Raw genomic sequence first — 22358 nt, 5'->3', positions numbered from 1 at the left:
AATGCACTTTAGAGACAATATGCAAAAATGCTTACAGTGATAGGTTCATTGTAAGCATTTTAAAAATAATTATTTTTTAGTTACATCGGTACCAAAGAACTGTACTGAAAGTTTACTTACAGTACCATTGGCTTCAAGTTTTTTAAGGGCTTTATCTAACTTAGCCTTTAATTCAGGATTATCCTTACTTAAAACTCCGGCAACTGTTTGACTTGGGATTTCTTTACTAGCATCAAGTGTAGTCAAATCAGTATTTGGATTTGCTTGCTTGAACCCATAGAAGGCTTCACGTGAATTAAAGGCACCTTTAACTTGACCAGATTCAATCAATGAAATTGCTTCTGAAAAACCAGGAACGGCTACAACGTTAGCTCCTAATTTTTGAGCAGTACGTCCATTTTCAGTAGTTAAGTCACCAGCAATTTTCATTCCTTTAATGTCTTTAGGATCTTTGATAGTTGACCCCTTTTTAACGATTAAAACAGATTTACTATACAAGTAAGGAACCGTATATGCATAACTTTTGGCACGTTGAGCTGAAACGGTAACATTATTGAAAACAGCATCATACTTATGTGCGTCAATTCCGGCAATCAATGAATCCCATTTTGATTGAACGAAGACTGGTTTAAGGCCAAGTTCTTTTGCCAAGTCACGGCTTAATTCAACTTCAAAACCAGTTAACTTACCATCTTTATGGTAGCTATAAGGTGCATATGTTCCCTCAAGCCCAATTGTAAGCTTACCACTTTGAATAGTGTGATCTTTATTATCAGCGGCTTTTTGGTTACCACAAGCCGCTAATGAAACTCCAGTGACAACAACAGCAGCAAGTAATAATAATTTCTTAAAACGAAAATGCATCTTAAATCTCCTCTATAAAGTAATATGGTAAAAGTATTTTTTAAAACAAATTATATGATAACTTATTTACTAATTAAAAGTCAATAAAAATAGTTATTTTTAGTAAGTAAATCATAAGTGCACTAAAATATTAGTTATTAACAGCTAAAATAAAGTTTAGTTTGAAATTTTAACGTATAATGAATGTTAACGAGATAAGTAGCAACTAAAGATAGGAGAGTAGACATGGCATTTTTAGCATTACAAGATATTCGTAAATCTTATTATCTTGGTAAAGAAGAATTTCCCGTCTTGAAAGGAATTGATTTAGATTTTGAACGGGGGGAATTTGTCTCAATTTTAGGAGAAAGTGGTGGTGGGAAGTCCACATTGATGAATATCATTGGAGGACTAGACCATAACTTCACTGGTGACGTTATTGTTAATGGAAAGTCACTAAAAGGTGCAAAGGAAAAAGATTTTGATCAATATCGTCGACAAACAATTGGCTTTATCTTTCAATCATTTAACTTAATTAGTCATTTAACAGTCTTAGAGAATGTTTTGATTTCATTAAAAATGACAACCCTTAGTAAAAAAGAACAAGAAACACGCGCACTAGAACTTCTTAAGCAAGTAGGATTGGGTGAACATGTAAAGAAACATCCAAACCAGTTATCTGGTGGGCAAAAGCAACGGGTTGCGATTGCGCGAGCTTTAGCTAGTGATCCGGAAGTGATTATTGCTGATGAACCTACTGGGGCCCTAGATGCACAAAATACGCAAGAAGTACTTGAAATTTTAGATGGAATTGCTAAGTCAGGTAAGTTAGTTATTGCCGTAACACACTCACAAGCGGTTGCTGATTTTGGAACACGGATTGTCCATTTAGCTGATGGAAAAATTGATGGGGATACCCAAAATCGTGAGAAATACGATACTAATGATAACCTTAAGACAATACCGTCACGGCCACTATCATATTTAGCTAATATTCGTATGGCTTGGGAGCATGTTCGGTATAATTTGAAGCGTAACTTGTTGATTATTTTTGGTGGTTCAATTGGAATCTTTGCAGTGATTTTATTCCTTGGTTTAGGAAATGGGATTAAAGGTTACATGAATCAGCAGATTACTTCGTTAGTTAATCCAAAAACTATCACACTTAATAAGCCGATTCCAAGTGGAGCAGCAGCAGCTAAAGGAAATCCAGTTCATTATGAACTAACTAATACTGATTTAAAAAAGGTCCAGGCAGTTAAGCACGTTGATGAAGCAGATTTAGCATACTTACTTTCAAATGCTACGCTTCAATTTAATAACGGTAAAAAAGCAGCTAGTCAAATAATGACATGGAATGCAACTTTAAAAGATCAAAAGATTATTGCTGGACACCAAGCGCATGGGAATGAAATTTTACTTTCAAAAAGTGATGCACAAGCAATTCAAAAAAATTACAAAGCTTTAGTTGGTAAAACTTTAAACTTACGCTTTGTTGATCCAGTTGCGGCCGCTAAAGCACAATTAGCAAATAATCAATTTGGTGGCGGACCAACACCGGGTGTTGCAGCACCAAGAACGGTTCAAGTTACTATTAAAGTAGCTGGAATCCTTGATGGTGGCGCATCATCAATGCCACTAGCGAATATGAAGCAAATTTTTACTGATAACAAGATTGACTTTAAAGCTAACTTCTTAGCAGTGGATGTCGACAAATTAAATAATGTTAAGCAAGTATCTAAAGATTTAAAAGGATTGAAAGATACTAAAGGTAAACCATTATATGAAGTTCGTAGTGTTGGTTCTATTCTAGATACTATTAATACTTATATTTCACTTGCTGCTAATGTTTTAGCTGCAATTGCTGGAATTTCACTACTTGTCTCAGCGATTATGATTATTGTAGTCTTATATATTTCGGTTTCGGAACGAACTAAAGAAATTGGAATTTTACGTGCACTTGGTGGGCGTAAAAAAGATATTAGTCGATTATTTACTGCCGAAGCATTTTTTATTGGGGCATTTAGTGCTATTTTAGGTTTAATTTTCGCCTATGTTATGCAATTGGTAATTAATTTTGGGGTCCATGGATTAATTAATTACCATATTGTTCAATTTAGTTTAGGAAATGTAATCTTTGCAATGGTTATTAGTATTGTGATTAGTTTACTTGCAGCCGCGGCACCATCACATGTAGCTGCTCGACTAGACCCAATCCAAAGTTTAGCTGCTGGTGATTAGTAAAAACTAAAAATTATTTTTATAAAAAGTGCACCTTCAATTGAGTGAGCAATAACTCAGTTGAAGGTGCACTTTTTTGGTTGGTTTAATTTGTCCATAATAAATCATTAGGATACTGAGCATGCAAAAAAGTGAAAATTTGAGTAAGCATTGCTTTAACAATTGGTGAGCTAGACTGGGTTTTAGGAGTCGCAACCACTAAGGTGCGAAATACATCTTGATCGAAAGCATAGACGTTAACTTTATCATGATAATCAGGGAAACTGGTTAAAGATAAGGCTGGTAAAATACCAAATCCTAAACCAGATTCAACCATTGCAATAATGCTAGGGTCATCAATAGTATATGTTAAGGAATTAGAAGTCACTTTATATTGGTCTAAAGTCGCTTTAGTAGCACGATCGTAATCAGATTCTTGAAGGATAAATGTTTTATCACGCAAATCAAATTCAGTTACGAATTGGGTATTTTTAGGTCTAAAATCTTTGGGAGCGACGGTATATAAAGTATCTAAAATAAGTGGGTAGGTTACAAGTTGAGAATCAACAGGTAAGGCAGTAAAGCCAATATCTAATTGACCATGTCGTAATTTTTCGGCGATATCATTTAAACTGCCTTGAATTAATTGGATAGTAATTTCTGGATAATGGCGGCGAAACTGCTGCAAAATAGTTGGTAGCCATTGAACTGATGCTGAACTAAAAGCACCGATGCGTAGTGTCCCACGAACTAAACCATTAATATTATCAATTTCTTGATGTAAGCGACTTTCGGCATTTAAAATTTCACGCACGTACGGTAATATTTGTTGTGCATTAGGAGTCAAAGTACTACCATTACGATTTCGGATGAATAGTGGAAAACCAAGTTCACGTTCAAGTTGTGCAATTGCATGACTAACCGCAGATGGCGTGATATTTAATCGCTCAGCAGCTCGGTAATAGGTTTTTGTTTCTGTAACAGTTGCAAATATTTGATAGGGATAAATAGCCATTTATGATACCTCTGACATGATTGATGAATCAATTGTACTAAAAAAGTTCGTGAAATACATTTTTTCACGAACTTTTTATTAGATAAATAATTACTTTGTGTTCATAACATAGAAGAAGAGGACGAAAACAATAAATAGAATCCACATCACGATATTAATTTCTTTACCACGTTTCGCAGCAAACATAGTGATTGGATAAGCAAACATCCCCAAAGCAATCCCATCTGAGATTGAGTATGTTAAGGGCATCCCTAGCACAATTAAAAATGCTGGAATTCCAACTTCAAGTTTAGTCCATTCAATCCCTGCTAAATTAGATGCCATTAATACGCCGACAACAATCAAGGCTGGTGCTGTAACTTGAACGGTAAAGACACTAAGTAGTGGTGAAAAGAGCATTGAGAATAAGAAGAAAATCCCAACAAAGACAGAAGTTAAACCAGTCCGACCACCAACAGCAATTCCGGCTGAAGATTCAATGAAAGTTGAAGTAGGTGAAGTACCAAGGATTGAACCGAGTAAAACTGATGAAGAGTCAGCAAAGAGCGCACGACCGACCCGAGGCATTTCACCTTTTTCGTTAATGAAACCAGCTTGTTCAGCTAAACCAATTAAAGTTCCGGCAGTATCAAAAAAGGCCACGAGAAGAAATGTTAAAACAACAATCAATAATTGTACTGAATTAATGTTACCAATATGTGTAATACCAGCACCAAAAGTTGGCTTTAAACTTGGTGCTAATGAGATGATGCCACTTGGAGCTTTAATTAAACCAGTAACTAATCCTAAGATGGCAGTCAAAACCATGCCAATAAAGATTGAAGCTGGTACACGCTTAACTACTAAAATGAATGATACGATTAAACCAAAGATTGTTAACCAAGTTGAAGGAGTTGCTAATGATCCTAAAGCAACCATAGTTGCAGGGTTAGAAACAATCAAACCGCCTTGATGCAAGCCGATAAAAGCAATGAATAGACCAATCCCAGCGGCAATAGCTAACTTTAAATCACGCGGAATGGCATTAATAACAATTTCTCGAATCTTGAAGAAAGTTAGTATCATGAAGATAATGGCTGAAACAAATACCCCGGCCATAGCTGTTTGCCAAGGAATTTTCATTCCAATAACAACAGAATAAGCAAAAAAGGCGTTCATTCCAAGCCCCGGAGCAATTGCAATGGGGTAATTTGCTAAAATTCCCATCATAATAGTACCAAATGCAGATGCAATAGCAGTAGCTGTAAAAATTGCACCTTTATCCATTCCTGCAGCACCTAGTACAGTTGGATTAACAAATAAAATATACGCCATCGCGAAGAACGTGGTTAATCCAGCTATAAATTCGCGACGAACGGTGGAACCTTCCTCTTTAAGGCGGAAGTAGCTTGAAATGCTTTCCATAATGAATGAATACCTCATAAAATATTTTGTGTTTTAATAATGAATAACTATATATTAGCATAGTTTTAATATAAATCAACATAAAATACGAACTAAAATATTTTTAAGTAGTTTAAAGTTCGAATTTAGGCAAAGTTTAAGAGTAGTTTATAATCCATCATTATATGAATAGCTTTTCCGAACGTTCGTGATATAATGTAACCAATATATATATTAAACATGAATGTTAAGATAAAAATTAAAAGTGAGGAATACAATATGAAAACACGACGTGCCGATCGGTTAGTTGATATGACAGATTACTTATTAAATCGTCCCCGTAAACTTGTTTCTTTAACCCATTTTGCGGAGCGATATGATTCAGCTAAATCATCAATTTCAGAAGATTTAGCAATTTTAAAACGTGCATTCCACGAACGCGGAATTGGTCTTTTAGAAACTTTACCTGGTGCTGCTGGAGGTGCCCGTTTTGTACCATACATGTTACAGGCTGAAGCAGACGAGTTTATCAATGAATTAGTAACTGAAGTTAGCGATGAAACTCGTGTTTTACCAGGGGGTTATGTCTTTTTGTCTGATTTATTAGGACGACCAGATATCCTCCGACGGGTGGGGCGTTTGATTGCAACGCAATACATTAATACTGAAATTGATGCCGTTATGACAGCTGCAACTAAAGGGGTACCAATGGCTCAAGCGGTGGCAACAGAGTTAAACGTACCATTTGTAATTGTTCGAAATGATTCAAAAATCACCGAAGGGCCAACTATGTCAGTTAATTATCTAACTGGTTCATCAAAACGTGTTGAAAAAATGGAACTTTCTCGACGCTCATTGCCAACCGGGTCACGAGTTTTAGTAGTAGATGACTTCATGAAGGCGGGTGGAACAATTAAAGGGATGATGAGTTTAGTCGGTGAGTTTGAAGGTACAGTTGTTGGGGCGGCTGTTTTTGCTGAAGGTCGAGTTAGTGAACGGGTTGTTGATAAATATACTTCATTAATTCACGTTGATACATTAACATCTGATGGAAATGGTATTACTGTTGCTCCAGGAAATTACCAAAGTGAAATTTACACAACTGAATTATAAAGAGGAAATAGTGATGACTAGAAATGCAATAATTTTAGCTGCCGGCATGGGTTCGCGGATGAAATCAAAACTATATAAAGTATTGCAACCAGTTGCAGGAAAGGCAATGGTTGATCATGTATTAACAGAGATTGAAGCAACCAATGTTGATCATGTAGTTACAGTTATTGGTCATGGAGCTGATACAGTTAAACAATTATTAGGTACTCGGACAGAATATGCATTGCAAGCTGAACAATTAGGCACAGGCCATGCAGTCTTACAAGCCAAAAAGCTACTTGGTAATCATACTGGGACAACACTTATTGCTAGTGGGGATTCACCACTTTTTACCGCTGAGACATTTAATAAACTATACGCTGAACATGAACAGGCTGGTAATGCTGTAACGGTTTTGAGTTCAAAAGCCCCAGATCCATTTGGATATGGGCGCATTATTCGCGATGTGAATGGTTATGTAGAAAAAATTGTAGAACAAAAAGATGCCACGATTGCCGAAAAAGCAGTTGATGAAATTAGTACTGGTGTATTTGTTTTTGATAACAAATTATTATTTGAGGCCCTTAGTCAAGTTACTAATGATAATGCTCAAGGTGAATATTACTTACCAGATACTTTGGAGATTTTAAAAGCAGCAGGTCATACGGTTGGGGCTTGCCAAATGGATGATTTTACTGAAAGTATGGGAGTTAATGATCGCGTAGCATTGGCTAAAGCTAATCAAGCGATGCGCGAACGGATTAACGAAAAACATATGCGCAATGGAGTTACTTTAATTGATCCAAGTAGTACTTATATTGATGCAGACGTAATTATTGGCAATGATACTACAATTGAACCCAATGTTTATCTTAAAGGACAAACAACTATTGGAAGTGATGTGTACATTACAAGCGGCTCAACAATTATTAACTCAACTATTGAAGATAACGTTACTATCACCTCATCTCAAATCGAGGATTCAGTGATGCGTATAGGTTCAAATTGTGGCCCATTTGCTCACTTACGACCAAAAAGTGATATTGGTCCAGAAGTTCATATCGGTAATTTTGTCGAAACTAAAAAAGTAGTTATCGGTAAAGGTACAAAAGTTGGCCATTTAACATATGTAGGTGATGCTACTTTAGGTGAGAATATTAATATTGGTGCAGGAACAATTTTCGTCAATTATGATGGTGTAAATAAATTTCATACCACGGTTGGTGATCATGCATTTATTGGTTCTAATACCAAAATTATTGCACCTGTTGAAATTGGTAATCACGCCATTACTGCCGCAGGATCAACAATTACAGATGATATTCCTGCAGAGGCATTAGGAATTGCACGGAGTCGCCAAACAACGAAGCCGGATTTTTGGTCACGGACTCCACAAGGAAAAAAAGATAAAGGATAACAATAATATGACAGACAAACAAATTTTATTAACTGGTGATCGCCCAACGGGTAAAATGCATATTGGGCATTATGTAGGATCATTACGTAATCGCGTAGAATTACAAAACTCTGGTAAATATGAAAGCTATATTATGATAGCTGATAAACAGGCATTAACTGATAATGCACGTGATCCTAAAAAAGTACACGATTCAGTCTTGCAAGTGGCGTTGGATTATCTAGCAGTTGGAGTTGATCCTGAAAAATCAACTATCTTCTTACAATCACAAATTCCAGCATTATCAGAATTAACTGAATATTATTTGAATCTTGTTTCATTAGGACGTTTAGAACGAAATCCAACTGTTAAAACAGAACTCAAAATGCGTAACTTTGGTGAAGGTATCCCAGCTGGTTTTTTAATTTATCCAGTTTCACAAGCTGCGGATATTACGGCCTTTAAAGCGACTGTAATACCAGTAGGTGATGACCAAGAACCAATGCTTGAACAAACACGTGAAATTGTTAGGACTTTTAATAATGTTTATAGCGGTGATATTTTAGTAGAACCACAAGGTTATTTCCCACCAAAAGGCCAAGGCCGTATTCCGGGACTTGATGGTGTTAAGATGTCTAAATCACTAGGTAATGCAATTTATTTAAGTGATGATGCAGATACATTAGCCAAGAAAGTTAAGTCAATGTATACTGATCCAGAACATATTAACATTGATGATCCTGGTCATATTGAAGGTAATATGGTGTTCACATACTTGGATATTTTCGATGATGATAAGGAAGAAGTTGCCCGCTTGAAAGAACATTATCAACGCGGAGGCCTAGGAGACATGAAAATCAAGAAATACTTGATTGAGGTTCTTGAAAATAAACTAGCGCCAATTCGCGAACGACGCGAAATGTTTGCACAAAATCCAGAAGCAGTTATGAAAATGCTTGAAGAAGGTTCAAAGAAAGCTAACTTAGTAGCAAGTCAAACAATGCGTGAAGTTCGACATGCCATGGGTGTTGATTATTTTGGTGAGTTTTAATACCTAAATATTTTGCAATAAGACGATGACATAACTAGCTTATTAGTAATAATTTGTAGTTAAAATGCATTTCAAAAGACCGATATATATCGAAAGATACACATAAATCCCAGGGAAATTAATTTTTCTTGGGATTTTTGCTAGCATATCCTTAATGGTAGCTGACGCTTTTTTATTTTTATAAAGTATTTATAATTTAATCGAATTATAATGTAAAATAGGGATTGAAGTTAAAAGGATGAGGTAGACGGATGGGATATTTAGCAATTGTAGATTTAGGTTCAAATTCAACACGTATGGTTATTGAAAAAATCAATGCAGATGGTACCTATACAGAAATTCAACGGGTTAAAGAAGACACTCGCTTATCTGAAGGAATGGGCGAAACGTTAATTTTACAAGATTTTGCAGTTAAAAGAGTTTTAAATGCTTTACATAATTTTCAAGCAATTTATAATCAATATCCTGATATCCAAATAAAGGCGATTGCAACAGCCGCAGTACGTCAAGCTGTGAATCAAGCAGAGTTTTTAAAATGCATTAAAAATAAGATAGGAATTGACATTCAAGTTCTATCTGGAGATGATGAAGCATATTATGACTATCTTGGAGTTGAGCATACCTTGGCGATTAAAGATGCATTACTAGTAGACACTGGTGGTGCTTCAGTTGAATTAGTTTTAGTTAGAAATGGCCAAAAAGAGGCCTTAATTAGTGTCCCATTTGGAGCGGTAAGTTTATCTGAAAAGTTTAATTTGCATGATGCACCAAGTGCACAAGCTATTTTTCAGGCTAATCGGTATGTGCAAGCGATATATAATCAAATTTCTTGGCTAAGTAAGGCGCATAAGTTACCAATAGTATTACTTGGTGGTGCTAATCGAACACTTGCTCGAATGCAGCAGTTTCAAGTAAATGGAGTATTAGGGCAAAATTTTCATGGCTTTGAAATGTCAGCAACTCAAACTTTAGATTTATTTGAACTTTTATTAGGTCATGACCAAGCCGGACGTGTTAAGTTACCAGGATTAGATAGCAATCGTGCTGATATTATCCTAGGTGGATGTTTACCCATTTTGAATTTAATTATGACTTTAGCCACTCCAAAAATTATTTTTTCAGAAAGCGGCGTTCGTGAAGGTATTATTACAGAATACATGCAACGCCTTAAATAGGTTGGTAAGTTATTCTAAACGCGTTTCAGAAGTTCGATGTTTCCGAGATATACGTAAAAAAGCCAGGAAATTTATTTTCCTGGCTTTTTTACGTATATCTCGATATTGCCTGACCTTTGTTGCAACGTTATCTTAAGTTAAGTATTAACCTTCGTAAACCCACTTGTGGCCATCACGGGCAAGTAATTCGTCAGCGGCAACAGGTCCCATTGAACCTGAAACATAGTTAGGGAATTCTTGGTGCGTAGCATCCCAAGCAGATTGAATCGCATCAACGAACTTCCAAGCAACGGCAACCCCGTTCCAATCAGCAAAGTTTGAACCGTTACCATCCATCGTATCGTGAATCATACGTTCATAAGGTTCAGGTGTTTGGGCTTTATCGTCAGCAGAGACTTTCCATTCAAGCGTAATTGGACGCGTCTTGAATTCAGGTGTTGTATCCTTGGCAATGATTGAGTATTCAATCTTACCTTCAGGGTCAACAATGATTGAAAGCACGTTCTTTTCAAGTGGTTGAGTATTATTGAAGATATTAGCATCTTGCTTGAAGACTACATCAATCCGAGTCGTTTTAGCAGCCAAACGCTTACCTGAACGAATATAGAATGGCACACCATTCCAACGATCAGTAGCAAATTCTAACTTACCAGCAACATACGTGTTGTTTTGTGAGTCAGCAGGCACATCCTTTTCTTGGAGGTAACCATTTTGTGTATTAGCAGCATCTGGACCATATTGGCCACGAACAAAGTTTTCAGCAACTTCTTCAGGTGTGTAAATTTTAAGGGCGTTGAAGGCTTTGTTCTTGGCTTCACGAATCGCAGTATCAGTCCATTCAGTTGGTTCGTCCATTGCTAACCAACCAACGACTTGCATCGTGTGGTTTTGGATCATATCACGGAGGGCACCGGCAGTATCATAGTAACCGGCACGGTCTTCAACCCCAAGTGTTTCTGAAAGCGTAACTTGGATGTTATCGATGTAATCTTTGTTCCAAGCATTGTTAAAGATTGGGTTACCAAAACGAAGGGTTGCGATGTTTTGAACCATTTCTTTACCTAAGTAGTGATCAATACGGTAAACTTGATCTTCTGAGAAGGCATCACTTAATTCATTTTGTAATTTTTCAGCCGTTTCAAAGCTAACACCGAAAGGCTTTTCGATCATAAGCCGGTTAAATTCACCGTTAGTTGAAAGAAGTTCTTCTGACTTCAAGTATTTAGCAACCGTTCCAAAGAAACGTGGAGCAATTGACATATAGAAGATACGGTTACCATTCAATGCAAATTCTTGATCAAGCTTTTCAATCTTAGCTTTAAGTGGTGCATAATCAGCAGCCACAGTGATATCAGCTTTTTCATAATCAAAGTGACGGATAAAATCAGCATCCGCATCTTCTTGCATGAATTCTTTAATAGAATCACTTACAAAAGTTTGGAATTCCTCAGTTGTCATTTCTTGACGAGATGTTCCAATAATTGCGAAGTGTTCTTGTAAAAAGCCTTTTTTGTACAAGTTGTAAACTGATGGGAACAATTTACGCTTTGCAAGGTCACCAGTAGCACCGAAAAAGGTTACTAAAGTTGTAATTTCTTTAGGCACGATAAATATCTCCTTTAACAATCAATGTTAGTCTAATAAACAATTTCAACATTATTATATACTACATTTTAAGGTGCCGGCGATAAATTTGCGTATTTTTTCGAAACTTTTTGTGAAATACTAGAAAAAGTTTGTTATTTGATGATATATGAAAAAAAAACAGATGAATTTTAAATTTCACCCGTTTTTTCATTTATTAAGTTAGTCAAAAACTTTTTCCTTACGTTCAACTAGTAACGCGCAGATCATCATGATGATGGTCACAACAATTAAGACAATTGTTTGGACAGTCCAAGTATGGAAAGTTGAATAACCTAAACCGAACAAAAATGGACCAACGGCAGCGATAAGATAACCACCAGCTTGTGCCATACCTGATAACTCAGCAGTTTCAGCTGGAGTATTTGTTTTCTTACCAAATGAAGTCATTAAATATGGGAAAAGTGCTCCAGTTGCAAGACCATTAAATAGGTTAAGAATTAACCAAAAAATAAATGAATCATTTGCGAAAATGAGCATTATAAATGAAATGATGGCAAATAATGAAACACTAATTACAAAGATACGGCGCTTTGAAGCATTAGCATGAGCGATAATATTTGGTACTAAAAATGATACCGGTAACGAAATTAAAGCATTGATACCAGCAAGAAGTCCAGCCGTATTACTGCTAATACCATGGGCAACAGCAATCGTTGGTAGCCAAGAAATTGAGGTATAAAATATGGCTGATTGTAGCCCCATGAAGATTAACAAGTACCAAGCAGTTATATTTTTCCAAGCTGAAGGTACCGAATTAGTACCAAGGCCTTTAGGTGCAAGTAAGTGATTGTGCCTAATATTAGGGAACCAAATAATTAACGCGATAATCACTAAACAACTTAATAATATAATTAACGTTTGCCAATTAGTAGCAAGAACAATTGGTACGGCGATTGCTGAAAATAATGCTGTCATTAATCCCATGGTGAAAGTGTAAATAGAAGTGTAGGCACCAATTTTGTTAGGAAAATTTGCAGCAATTAAAGTTGGCAATAAAACGTTCATTTGGGCAATTGCAATTCCGACTAATAAGGTTCCGATAAATAAAAAGGGAGTTGAAATAATACGGATAATTGAACCAACAAGCATTAATAGTAGTACTCCAATAAAGGTTAATTCAATCCCAAATTTGCGGGCGATAATTGGAGCAATTGGTGAAAAAATAGCAAAAGCTAGTAAAGGTAATGTAGTTAAAACTCCCAGCGATGCAACTGGAATGTGCAAGCCATGCGCAATCTGACTTAATACGGGCGGGATACTAGTGATGGGAATTCTAAGGACTGCTCCAAGTAAAATAATACCTGGTAGGAGGAAAGGGCTGTGTTTTGTTGTAGTCTGCATTTGAAACTCCATTCATAGATATAAATTGCATGTATATATGTAATAAATTAATAACATAGTTGAGTACTATAAAAATATTATACATAAAAAGGTAATGATATTAAAAAAGTCGTGGAAAACTTTCCACGACTTTAATATTTAGATGTCAGGTAATTCATTGGGTTTAAACAATTGGGTTGCTTGAACAGCCCTTTGCCAACCATGATAAAGGTTTTCACGCCGCTCTGGCATCATTGTAGGATTAAATTTACGTCCCGCAATTGTCATATTTTTAATATCTTCAACTGATTTCCAATAATCAACTGCAAGACCTGCAAGAAAAGCGACCCCTAATGCAGTTGTTTCTTCATCAGTAGCACGTAAAACTTCCGCATCTAAAATATCTGCTTGAAATTGCATTAAATATTGGTTACGCGAAGCACTTCCATCAGCATGCATAGTTTTAATTTCAAAACCAGTATCTTGACGCATCGTTTCAATAACATCTCTGGTTTGATAAGCAATTGATTGTAAAGTAGCCTTAATGAAATCATTTCTATTTGTTCCACGTGTAACACCAAAAATTGCTCCACGAGCATTCGGATCCCAATAAGGAGCTGAAAGACCAGAAAAGGCGGGCACAAAGTAAACTTCGTCGTCATTTGTTGATTGTTCAGCAGCCGTTCGCGTTTCTGGTTCATTATTAATCATTTTTAAGCCATCGTGTAACCACTGGATTGCAGAACCAGCAACAAAAATTGCTCCTTCAAGAGCATATTTAACTTCACCTTGCATTGAATAGGCAATAGTAGCAACTAAATTATGGGATGAAACAATGGGCTGGTTGCCAGTGTTTAACAAGATAAATGAACCAGCACTATAAGTGTTCTTAGTAAAACCAGTTTCAAAGCCCATTTGTCCAATTAAGGCTGCTTGTTGATCACCAGCTAAACCAGCGATAGGGACTTCACCACCAAAAAATTGATATGACTCAGTGGTGGTGTACACTTCGGAACTTGTTTTAATTTCCGGCAACATTTTATGAGGGATATTAAACAATGCCAATAGTTCGTCGTCCCATGATAAAGTATGGATATTAAAAAGCATTGTTCGGCTAGCATTGGTATGGTCAGTAACGAAAGCTTTACCACCAGATAATTTCCACACAAGCCACGTATCAACAGTTCCAAAAAGTAGTTCACCGGCTTCTGCACGAGCTTGAGCCGTTGGAACATTATCAAGTATCCACCGAATTTTTGAAGCAGAAAAAGCAGTGCTTAAGGGTAATCCAGTTTTAGCTTGGATTTTAGCTGCATGGCCTTCACGACGTATTTGTTCAACTATGTCACCTGATTGATTACTTTGCCAACTAATAGCATTGTAAATTGGTTGCCCCGTAGCTTTATCCCAAACAATAGTAGTTTCACGTTGATTTGCAATTCCAATTGCTTTGATTTCATCAGGCCGAACCCCGGAATTAATCATGGCACTAGCAATGACTGTCTGGACACTGTGCCAAATATCTTGAGGACTTTGTTCAACCCAACCGGATTGTGGATAAGTAGCAATAATCTCGGCTTCAGTTTCAGTGACACGACGGCCGTTTTTATTGAAGATTTTGGCTCGAGACGAGGTGGTTCCTTGATCGATGGCAAGAATATATTCTGGTTTGATAATAGCCATATTGATGTACCTACTTTCAGCTTTAAATAACGTAGTTTGTTATTTTGTAAGGGTTATGAGAATGTTATAAATCCGCTCAACGTCCTGATTAGTACCTCGTAGCTCATAATCAGCAACTACAGCGGTTTTAGTTGCATGAGCATAACGACGAGCGGTTAAGATATATTGCTCATTGAAATTACGATTTCCTGAACCAATGATACCTTGGACGAGTTGTGCATTATTATGATAGGTAATGTATTCACCTAGAGTATTGGTCATTAATTCTTTAACACCGTTGTCAATCCCATTACCACCGCTTAAATAGGTTGGAACACAAACAAAAAAGGGATCTGTTTCGTCTGTAAAGTTAGTTAAGTCTGATATTTCAAATCCTTCAATTAGTGGGGCAGCTGAATTAATGATATGTTCTTCATGAGCATAATCTGTCAATTTTTTAACGAAACTACGAGTATTGCCAGATATTGAGCTAAATAAAATTCTAATTGGTTGCATGCAAAGGCCTCTTTTTTATAGTCGATACTACTTATTATAGTAAGCTTTTTGAAATCATTCAATAATTGCATTTAAAACTCTGAAAACGCTTGCAGGAAAGTTAGTATTTGGTAGAATTAACATGAACATATTGAACATAACTGGCTAAAAGTTGAGGAGAGTATATGAAACCACATTTAATTTTTATTGATATTGACGGTACGTTGATCCATGATGATCAAACGATCTCACCACGTACTAAAGAAGTTATTGAGAAACTCCAATCTTTGGGTCATATTGTCTATATCGCAACTGGGCGGATGCGCGTGCACGCTGAGTTGGTACGAGATATGATTAATGCGCAAGTCAATCTAATTAATTCCAATGGCGCAATGTATGATTTAGGTGCTAATCAAGGTGTTGAATATTTAGGTGTAAATGCAGTAGAACAAATTATTAATATTGTAAATCAAAATCAAGTTTCAGTCCGATTGTTTACACCAAGCCACGTGTATCACAATGTAACCAATAAGCAAGCATTATCTGTGATGAGTTTTGCAGCCAAGATTATGAAGCGTGGTGCAATTTCATATTTTAAAGAAATTGGTGAGATTGATGCAAAAACAATAACTAATGGAATTATTGCTGGGGGTGCACCTGATAAAATTGAACTAACACGTAAACTTTTAGGTAATTTAACCACGCTTGATATTTCCTCATCTGCGCCCGAAAATATAGAATTACTACCTAAAGGGGTTAGTAAAGCAACTGCTGTTAAACATGTACAAATGTATTATCAAATTAATCGGGAAAACACATTGGTTTTTGGTAATGGTGAGAATGATATTCCAATGCTAGAAGCTGGTGATATTAGTGTAGCAATGCAAAATTCAACACCTGATGTATTTGATCATGCTAAGTATGTAACTGGTAGCAATGAAGAAGATGGTGTTGCTGAATTTTTAGAGAAATATTTTCAATTATAAAAAAGCCTGCCGATTGGCAGGCTTTTTTATAATTTTAATAACTAGCAAAATAGTTTAACAAATCCTCTTTAGTTAATTTTTGTTTTTCAACACCAGTAACATCTAAAGTAATCTGACCGGCGTGTAAAACAATTAATCGATTCCCATATGTCAATGCATCTTCAAGATTATGAGTGATCATTAAGGCAGTTTGAGCATTAGCAGTAACCTTTTCATCAGTTAACTTCATTAACTGAGCACTAGTTTTTGGATCAAGTGCAGCGGTATGTTCATCAAGTAGTAAAAGTTTAGGCTTTTGAATAGTAGCCATCAAAAAACTAAGTGCTTGTCGTTGCCCACCGGAGAGGCTACCAACGCTTGTTTGTAATCGTTGATCGAGACCATTCCCCATTTGTTTAGTTAGCTTGGTAAATGTGTCGATATGTTTGTTTAACTGTCGAGGCATTAGAGAAAAACTTTTATTACGGTTTAAGGCTAATAATAAATTTTCCGCAACGGTCATTCGGGGGGCTGTTCCTAATTTAGGGTCTTGAAAGACACGACTGATATATTTTGTACGCTTGAGGGCACTTTCATTAGTAATATTGCGATTTTCAAGCATAATTGAACCGCTAGTTGCAGGAATACCACCAGCAATAACATTAAATAAAGTTGATTTACCAGCCCCGTTGGAACCGAGGACAGTAATAAAATCACCTTCATTAATAGTTAAATTGAGATTCTTTAAAATATTGATATGGAGTCCAACACTATTTTGAACGGTGGTTGAAACCTTTTTTAAGGTGAATAAAGGTTTATTCATGAGGAGTCACCGATCCTTTGATAATTTTCTTTATTTTAAAAATATTTTGTAATTTAGGAGTTAATAATGCTAATGCAAGTACAATTGCTGAGAGTAAATTTAAATCATTGGGATTAAATCCTAATTGTAAGACAAGGAGTAAAACAAAACGATAGAAAATTGAACCAACTGCAATTGCAACTAAACGTAGATTGAGTGATAGATCACCAAAAGCAACTTCGCCAATGATAATGGAAGCTAAAGCAATAACAATAATACCAATCCCCATATTAACATCTGCATAGCCATTATTTTGAGCAACTAAAGCACCACCAAAGGCAATTAAGGCATTTGAAAGCATTAAGCCAAAAATGGTCATGGAATCAGAATTGATACCAAAAGATTGTGCCATTGTTGGGTTATCACCAGTCGCAATAAACGCTTGGCCAAAGTTAGTTTGTAACAAATAAATTAAGCTTCCAATAATAACGGCTAAAGTTAACATACCTACAAAAACTGTATTGAAAAAAGGTGGTAGTTGTTGCATAAAGTGGCTGTTAAGAATTGTTTTTTGATTTAAAAGTGATAAATTAGCTCCGTTTAGAATTCTTAAGTTAATTGAAAAAATAGCAGTCATGGTTAAAATTCCAGCTAATAGAATTGGAATCTTGCCTTTAGTGTATAGCAAACCAGTTACCAATCCTGCTAATGCCCCGGCTCCGGCAGCAGCAAGCATAGCTAAATAAGGATTTACGCCATTATGAATTAATGCAACAGCAGTAGCAGCACCTAAAGGAAATGTTCCTTCGACGGACATATCTGCAAAATTTAAAATACGAAAAGTTAAGAATAATCCTAAACCAAGAACGGCCCAGATTAAGCCTTGACCAATAGCTGATATTAAAATGTTCATTTAATGAGACCTCCTTTAATAGCTGCAGCTTGTTTTAACGAGTCTGCGGGAATGTGAATTCCTAATTTTTGAGCGGCTTTGACATTGATGACGAGTTCACCTTTTTTCATAAATTCTACAGGCGTATCATTAATTGTTTGACCATGCAAAATTTTGGCAATCATCTTACCAGTCGTAACCCCGATTTGATATTGGTTAATTGAAACCGCAGCAATACCACCGGCTTGAACCATTGTACTTGCAGTTGGAAAGACGGGCATTTTAGCTGAATCAGTTGCTTGAAGTAATACTGGCATTGAACTAGCAATTGTATTATCAGTTGGGACAAAGACCGCATCAATATCTTGATTGTGAGCCATTGTTTGAGCAACTTGGGCTAAATCATTTGATTGGGCGATTGTATAAATCTTAGTTTTTAGCCCAGCTTTAGTAGCTAATTTAGTCATAGCTTTAGCCTCAGTTGTAGCTGAAATGTCTGAAGAGGTGTAGATAATGCCTAAAGTACGTAAGTGTGGAACAAATTTCTTTATTAAGGCTAGTTGCTCTTTTAAAGGTGCTTGATCTGAAACACCAGTAACATGATTTCCGGGATGTTCAAGATTGGTAACTAATCCAGCTGCTACCGGATTAGTTGAAGGTGCAAATAAAACTTTGCCATTAACGGTATTAGCTAAGACTTGTGCTGCGGGAGTTGCAATACCTACTGAAAGATCAGCATTTTCATTATCAAATTTAGTAGCCATTGATTTTAAATTACTTTGATTACCTTGGGCATTTTGGAAATCGATATGAATCGTTTTACCGTCAACATAGCCTTCTTTGGCAAGCTCATCAACCATTCCTCTATGGATAGCATCTAAAGCAGGGTGAGTTAAGAATTGTAATATACCAATTGTGGGAATCTTTTTTTGTGAGGTTGCTTCGTTATTGCTATGACTAGCACCAAAAAATGCACCAACTAAAATGGCTAATATAATACCAATTGATAAAAATAGACGTTTCATAAATATAAGACCTTCTTTCAAAAAAATAGTGGATTAAGCGCAATATACCAGCACTTAATCCACTACTTGTTTATAGAATAAAGTAAATAAAAAAGGCCGGCATATTTAGCTTGATAATTGCTACCTATGCTGACCTTCGTTGCACGAAAAAGTTGTCGGCACAGATGCGAAATGATCTGTTTGATCAAGTCACACCCATGATGCAACTTGAATTTACCGACGCCACCAAATATTAATATTATTGTTAATAACGGTTTTCATAATAACTTCCTCGTTTGAAATGTCTATAAGTTGTGGTTAAATATAGCAAGTTATTAACTATTTGTCAAATATTTATTTATAATAGATTAATAAATTATATTATTTTGAAGGAGAAATTAATGAAACAAAAAATAATAGCCATTTTATTTGGAGGGTTCATTGGTGGTGGACTACGTGAGGCTATTGAGTTAAGTATACATGGTCAGCTGTTCCCATGGGCAACATTAATAATTAATTTAACAGGAACCTTTATGCTAAGTTTTTTGAACTATAAAATTAGCACTCGTTGGGCATTATCACCGGCAATTGCAACTGGTATAACAACAGGTTTAGTAGGTTCTTATACCACGTATTCAACTTTGATTCTAGAAAATAATCAACTATTACTAAATGGCCATATTATAATTGCAATATTCTATTTATTAGTTAGTTTTGGTGGGGGGTTAGTTGCAGCTAAGTTAGGGATGCGCGTAGGAGGTAGTAATGCTTAATATCTTAATTGCAGGTTTAGGGGCTTCTTTTGGGAGCGTTACACGATTTTTATTGATGGGCTATGGTAAGCGGGTCAATAAATTACCATTGCCAATCACTACATTGATTATTAATTTATCTGGTGCATTTATGTTAGGCTTATTGACTCCTTTACCATTCAATCCAGCACTTAAATTATTTTTAGGCACGGGTATTATTGGTGGCTTTACAACTTTTTCGACATTTATGGGTGAATTACTTAGTTTAAATCAAGATCATAAAACAATTGCATGGTGGTATGCTGGTTGGACTATTTTAATGGGTATAGTTATTGGTTTAGTAGGTTTATATATTGGCAAAAATTTAATATAAAAAATTATCCATACTTGGCTTAGTAGGCTTAAACGTCAATATTTTTAAATTGGTATAGAACAATAAAAAGCTTGATTTAATCAGTTTAGGGTGTATTATATTTTCTATTGGTATAGAGAAGGAGAAATACAACATGAAAGAGTACTTCCAGAAAATGGGACGGTCTTTAATGTTGCCAATTGCGATTTTACCTGCTGCTTCAATTTTAGTAGGGGTTGGTAACTGGTTGGCATCATTAAAGGTTGGGTTTGTAGCCCAGTTTATGATTGCAGGTGGTAATGCAATTTTAGGAGTTTTACCTTATTTATTTGCAATTGGTTTAGCTTTAGGGATGTCAAAGAAACATGATGGGGCAGCTGCGTTAGCTGGTTTTGTTGCCTTAACAATCCCATTACAAGTGCTATCACCAGCTAATATGGCATTATTACTTAATAAGCCAGTTAGCCATATTAATCCGGCTTTTGGTGCAATTCAAGGAAACGTTTTGATTGGAATCATTGCCGGTTTAATTGCTGCAGCAATGTTTGATAACTTTAGTGAAGTTAAGTTGCCTCAAGCAATTTCTTTCTTTTCTGGGAAGCGCTTGGTGCCTATCTTGACGGCGGTGGTAATGTTAATTATTTCGTTACTGATGCTAGTCGTATGGCCACCTATTTTTACCGCATTAGTTGATTTTGGTAAATTAGTTGTTAACTTGGGTCCAGCTGGGGCTGGGTTATATGGATTCTTTAATCGCCTATTAATCCCAACAGGGTTACACCATGCTTTGAATTCAGTTTTTTGGTTTAATGTTGCTAATATTAATGATATCTTCAATTTCCTTCATGGAACTGGAATTAAAGGTATTACTGGTCGCTACCAAGCTGGCTTCTTCCCGATTATGATGTTTGGCTTACCAGCTGGGGCATTGGCGATTTACCATCAAGCTCGACCAGCACAAAAAAAGCGCGTTGGCTCATTAATGTTAGCGAGTGCTTTTGCATCATTCTTTACTGGAGTAACAGAGCCACTTGAATTTTCATTTATGTTTGTTGCGTGGCCATTGTACGTTGTTCATGCAGCTTTAACTGGTTTATCACTTTTTATTGCTGCTAGTTTTCACTGGACTAACGGTTTTGCTTTTAGTGCGGGATTGGTTGATTTTGTTCTCGATTATCATTTGCCATTAGCTAATAAGCCATATATGCTACTAGTTTTGGGATTATTTATGGCGGTATTATACTATCTTTCATTTACTTTTATGATTCGAACATTTAACTTAATGACACCAGGTCGTAATCCTGAGGAAGATAACTATTCTGAAGACCAACAAGTAATCACTAACTTTACCCCTAAGAAAATTAGTAATGCCGATCGATATACGCAATTGGCTGAAAAAATTTGGTTAACATTAGGGGATGGTTCTAGTGAAATAGCTAAAGAACGTCTAACGGAAACAGCACATTGTACTACACGCTTACGCTATAAATTTACAGATACAAGTGCTATTAATGTCAATGCACTTAAGCACATTGATGGTGTTGCTGGAGTTAATGTCTTAAATGAACACCAAATGCAAATTGTCATTGGGCCAGAAGTTCAATTTGTTGCTGATAATATTGATAAAATTAGAAATGGAGAATTAGCAGTAGCAAATACTCTAAATGAAGCAGCCACAGTTATTTCAGCTGCTAAAAATGACGAAAGTGATTTACCATTTAAGATGGTAGCTGTCGCTAATGGTAGCTTGAAATCTTTGGCTGAAGTTCCTGATGAGACTTTTGCTAGCAAGATGTTAGGTGATGGTTTTGCGATTGTTCCAAATGAAGGGACAATTGTTGCTCCGGTTACTGGTGAAATTACTTTAATCTTCCCAACCCAACATGCTATTGGAATTAAAACAGCTAGCGGAACAGAAGTTTTGGTTCATATGGGTGTTAATACTGTTGAATTAGATGGTCTACCATTTGAAGTACAAGTTACGGTTGGGCAACAAGTTACGGCTGGTCAATCATTAGCCAATATGGATTTGATTGCAATTGCAGCCTCACGCAAAGCAACAGATGTGATTGTCGTAGTTACTAACCATCCTGAATGGCAAGCAACTTTGAATACAAGCAATGATGTTCAACGTGGTCAACAAGTTGCTACGTTGAATTAAAATTTAACTTTAATTGTTATATTGATAAATAAATTACTAAGCTTAGAGGCGTACATGAAACTCGATGGAGTTCATGTACGCCTCTATTGCTTTATACGGCTACCGCAGTAATAGCTATCAGTTCATTTGGC

19 protein-coding genes are annotated in these 22358 nt (G+C 36.1%); 9 read left to right on the top strand and 10 right to left on the bottom strand.

Annotated features, from left to right (window positions below; translation table 11 throughout):
* Window positions 1-69: 69 nt before the first annotated feature.
* Window positions 70-864 carry a transporter substrate-binding domain-containing protein gene (locus tag HF964_RS08885; RefSeq protein ID WP_168722698.1) on the bottom strand — a complete coding sequence of 265 codons (795 nt, stop codon included), beginning with the start codon at window positions 862-864 and terminating at the stop codon, window positions 70-72.
* A gap of 225 nt (window positions 865-1089) precedes the next feature.
* Between HF964_RS08885 and HF964_RS08880 the strand changes: the two genes are divergently transcribed.
* Complete coding sequence (locus HF964_RS08880) at window positions 1090-3084, top strand: ABC transporter ATP-binding protein/permease (protein ID WP_168722697.1); 1995 nt, start codon at window positions 1090-1092, stop codon at window positions 3082-3084.
* Window positions 3085-3169: 85 nt separating this feature from the next.
* Here the strand turns inward: HF964_RS08880 and HF964_RS08875 are convergent, their stop codons facing one another.
* Together HF964_RS08875 and HF964_RS08870 are read right to left on the bottom strand one after the other, a co-directional pair.
* Window positions 3170-4078, bottom strand: coding sequence for a LysR family transcriptional regulator (locus HF964_RS08875; RefSeq protein WP_168722696.1), 909 nt, complete (start codon window positions 4076-4078; stop codon window positions 3170-3172).
* 90 nt (window positions 4079-4168) lie between these two features.
* Entirely contained in the window at window positions 4169-5482 is a 1314-nt protein-coding gene (locus tag HF964_RS08870) for an NCS2 family permease (RefSeq protein ID WP_168722695.1), read from the bottom strand.
* A 258-nt stretch (window positions 5483-5740) separates the two neighbouring features.
* Between HF964_RS08870 and purR the strand changes: the two genes are divergently transcribed.
* The 4 genes from purR (at window position 5741) to HF964_RS08850 (ending at window position 10175) form a co-directional block, all read left to right on the top strand.
* Window positions 5741-6574 (top strand): pur operon repressor, encoded by an 834-nt coding sequence (gene purR / locus HF964_RS08865; protein ID WP_168722694.1) that lies wholly within the window; start codon window positions 5741-5743, stop codon window positions 6572-6574.
* Window positions 6575-6584: 10 nt separating this feature from the next.
* Window positions 6585-7970 carry a bifunctional UDP-N-acetylglucosamine diphosphorylase/glucosamine-1-phosphate N-acetyltransferase GlmU gene (gene glmU / locus HF964_RS08860; RefSeq protein ID WP_168722693.1) on the top strand — a complete coding sequence of 462 codons (1386 nt, stop codon included), beginning with the start codon at window positions 6585-6587 and terminating at the stop codon, window positions 7968-7970.
* Window positions 7971-7977: 7 nt separating this feature from the next.
* Window positions 7978-9000, top strand: a complete 1023-nt coding sequence (gene trpS, locus HF964_RS08855) for a tryptophan--tRNA ligase (protein ID WP_168722692.1) — start codon at window positions 7978-7980, stop codon at window positions 8998-9000.
* A 251-nt stretch (window positions 9001-9251) separates the two neighbouring features.
* Window positions 9252-10175, top strand: a complete 924-nt coding sequence (locus HF964_RS08850) for a Ppx/GppA family phosphatase (protein WP_168722691.1) — start codon at window positions 9252-9254, stop codon at window positions 10173-10175.
* A 144-nt stretch (window positions 10176-10319) separates the two neighbouring features.
* On the opposite strand, the gene zwf is transcribed toward HF964_RS08850, so the two are convergent.
* The 4 genes from zwf to nrdI form a co-directional block, all read right to left on the bottom strand.
* Window positions 10320-11780, bottom strand: coding sequence for a glucose-6-phosphate dehydrogenase (gene zwf, locus HF964_RS08845; RefSeq protein WP_168722690.1), 1461 nt, complete (start codon window positions 11778-11780; stop codon window positions 10320-10322).
* Window positions 11781-11981: 201 nt separating this feature from the next.
* Complete coding sequence (locus HF964_RS08840) at window positions 11982-13163, bottom strand: CynX/NimT family MFS transporter (protein ID WP_168722689.1); 1182 nt, start codon at window positions 13161-13163, stop codon at window positions 11982-11984.
* A gap of 138 nt (window positions 13164-13301) precedes the next feature.
* Window positions 13302-14825 carry a glycerol kinase GlpK gene (gene glpK, locus HF964_RS08835; RefSeq protein ID WP_210727020.1) on the bottom strand — a complete coding sequence of 508 codons (1524 nt, stop codon included), beginning with the start codon at window positions 14823-14825 and terminating at the stop codon, window positions 13302-13304.
* A 39-nt stretch (window positions 14826-14864) separates the two neighbouring features.
* Window positions 14865-15320, bottom strand: coding sequence for a class Ib ribonucleoside-diphosphate reductase assembly flavoprotein NrdI (gene nrdI / locus HF964_RS08830; protein ID WP_168722688.1), 456 nt, complete (start codon window positions 15318-15320; stop codon window positions 14865-14867).
* A 164-nt stretch (window positions 15321-15484) separates the two neighbouring features.
* Between nrdI and HF964_RS08825 the strand changes: the two genes are divergently transcribed.
* Window positions 15485-16285 carry an HAD family hydrolase gene (locus HF964_RS08825; protein WP_168722687.1) on the top strand — a complete coding sequence of 267 codons (801 nt, stop codon included), beginning with the start codon at window positions 15485-15487 and terminating at the stop codon, window positions 16283-16285.
* A 34-nt stretch (window positions 16286-16319) separates the two neighbouring features.
* Here the strand turns inward: HF964_RS08825 and HF964_RS08820 are convergent, their stop codons facing one another.
* Genes HF964_RS08820 through trpX form a run of 3 tightly spaced genes read right to left on the bottom strand, consistent with a single transcriptional unit; the run spans window position 16320 to window position 18983 of the window.
* Window positions 16320-17087, bottom strand: a complete 768-nt coding sequence (locus tag HF964_RS08820) for an ABC transporter ATP-binding protein (protein ID WP_168722686.1) — start codon at window positions 17085-17087, stop codon at window positions 16320-16322.
* Window positions 17080-17979 carry an ABC transporter permease gene (locus HF964_RS08815; protein WP_168722685.1) on the bottom strand — a complete coding sequence of 300 codons (900 nt, stop codon included), beginning with the start codon at window positions 17977-17979 and terminating at the stop codon, window positions 17080-17082. Before HF964_RS08815 ends, HF964_RS08820 begins: the two co-directional genes overlap by 8 nt.
* Window positions 17976-18983: a tryptophan ABC transporter substrate-binding protein gene (trpX, locus tag HF964_RS08810; RefSeq protein ID WP_168722684.1), complete on the bottom strand. Its 1008-nt coding sequence runs from the start codon at window positions 18981-18983 to the stop codon at window positions 17976-17978. The genes HF964_RS08815 and trpX overlap by 4 nt, the downstream gene beginning before the upstream one ends.
* Before the next feature lie 380 nt (window positions 18984-19363).
* Here trpX and HF964_RS08805 point away from each other — a divergent pair, with 380 nt between their 5' ends.
* The 3 genes from HF964_RS08805 to nagE all read left to right on the top strand — a co-directional run bounded on the left by HF964_RS08805 (window position 19364) and on the right by nagE (window position 22227).
* Window positions 19364-19735, top strand: coding sequence for a fluoride efflux transporter FluC (locus HF964_RS08805; RefSeq protein WP_168722683.1), 372 nt, complete (start codon window positions 19364-19366; stop codon window positions 19733-19735).
* Complete coding sequence (locus HF964_RS08800; protein ID WP_168722682.1) at window positions 19728-20087, top strand: fluoride efflux transporter FluC; 360 nt, start codon at window positions 19728-19730, stop codon at window positions 20085-20087. The genes HF964_RS08805 and HF964_RS08800 overlap by 8 nt, the downstream gene beginning before the upstream one ends.
* A gap of 133 nt (window positions 20088-20220) precedes the next feature.
* A complete protein-coding gene (nagE, locus tag HF964_RS08795; protein ID WP_168722681.1) occupies window positions 20221-22227 on the top strand; it encodes an N-acetylglucosamine-specific PTS transporter subunit IIBC in 2007 nt (668 codons plus the stop codon).
* The last annotated feature ends 131 nt before the right edge of the window (window positions 22228-22358 follow it).

The sequence above is a fragment of the Periweissella fabalis genome (assembly GCF_012396505.1).
Classification (GTDB): Bacteria; Bacillota; Bacilli; order Lactobacillales; family Lactobacillaceae; genus Periweissella; species Periweissella fabalis.
This window is presented reverse-complemented; position numbering and strand designations above follow the sequence as displayed.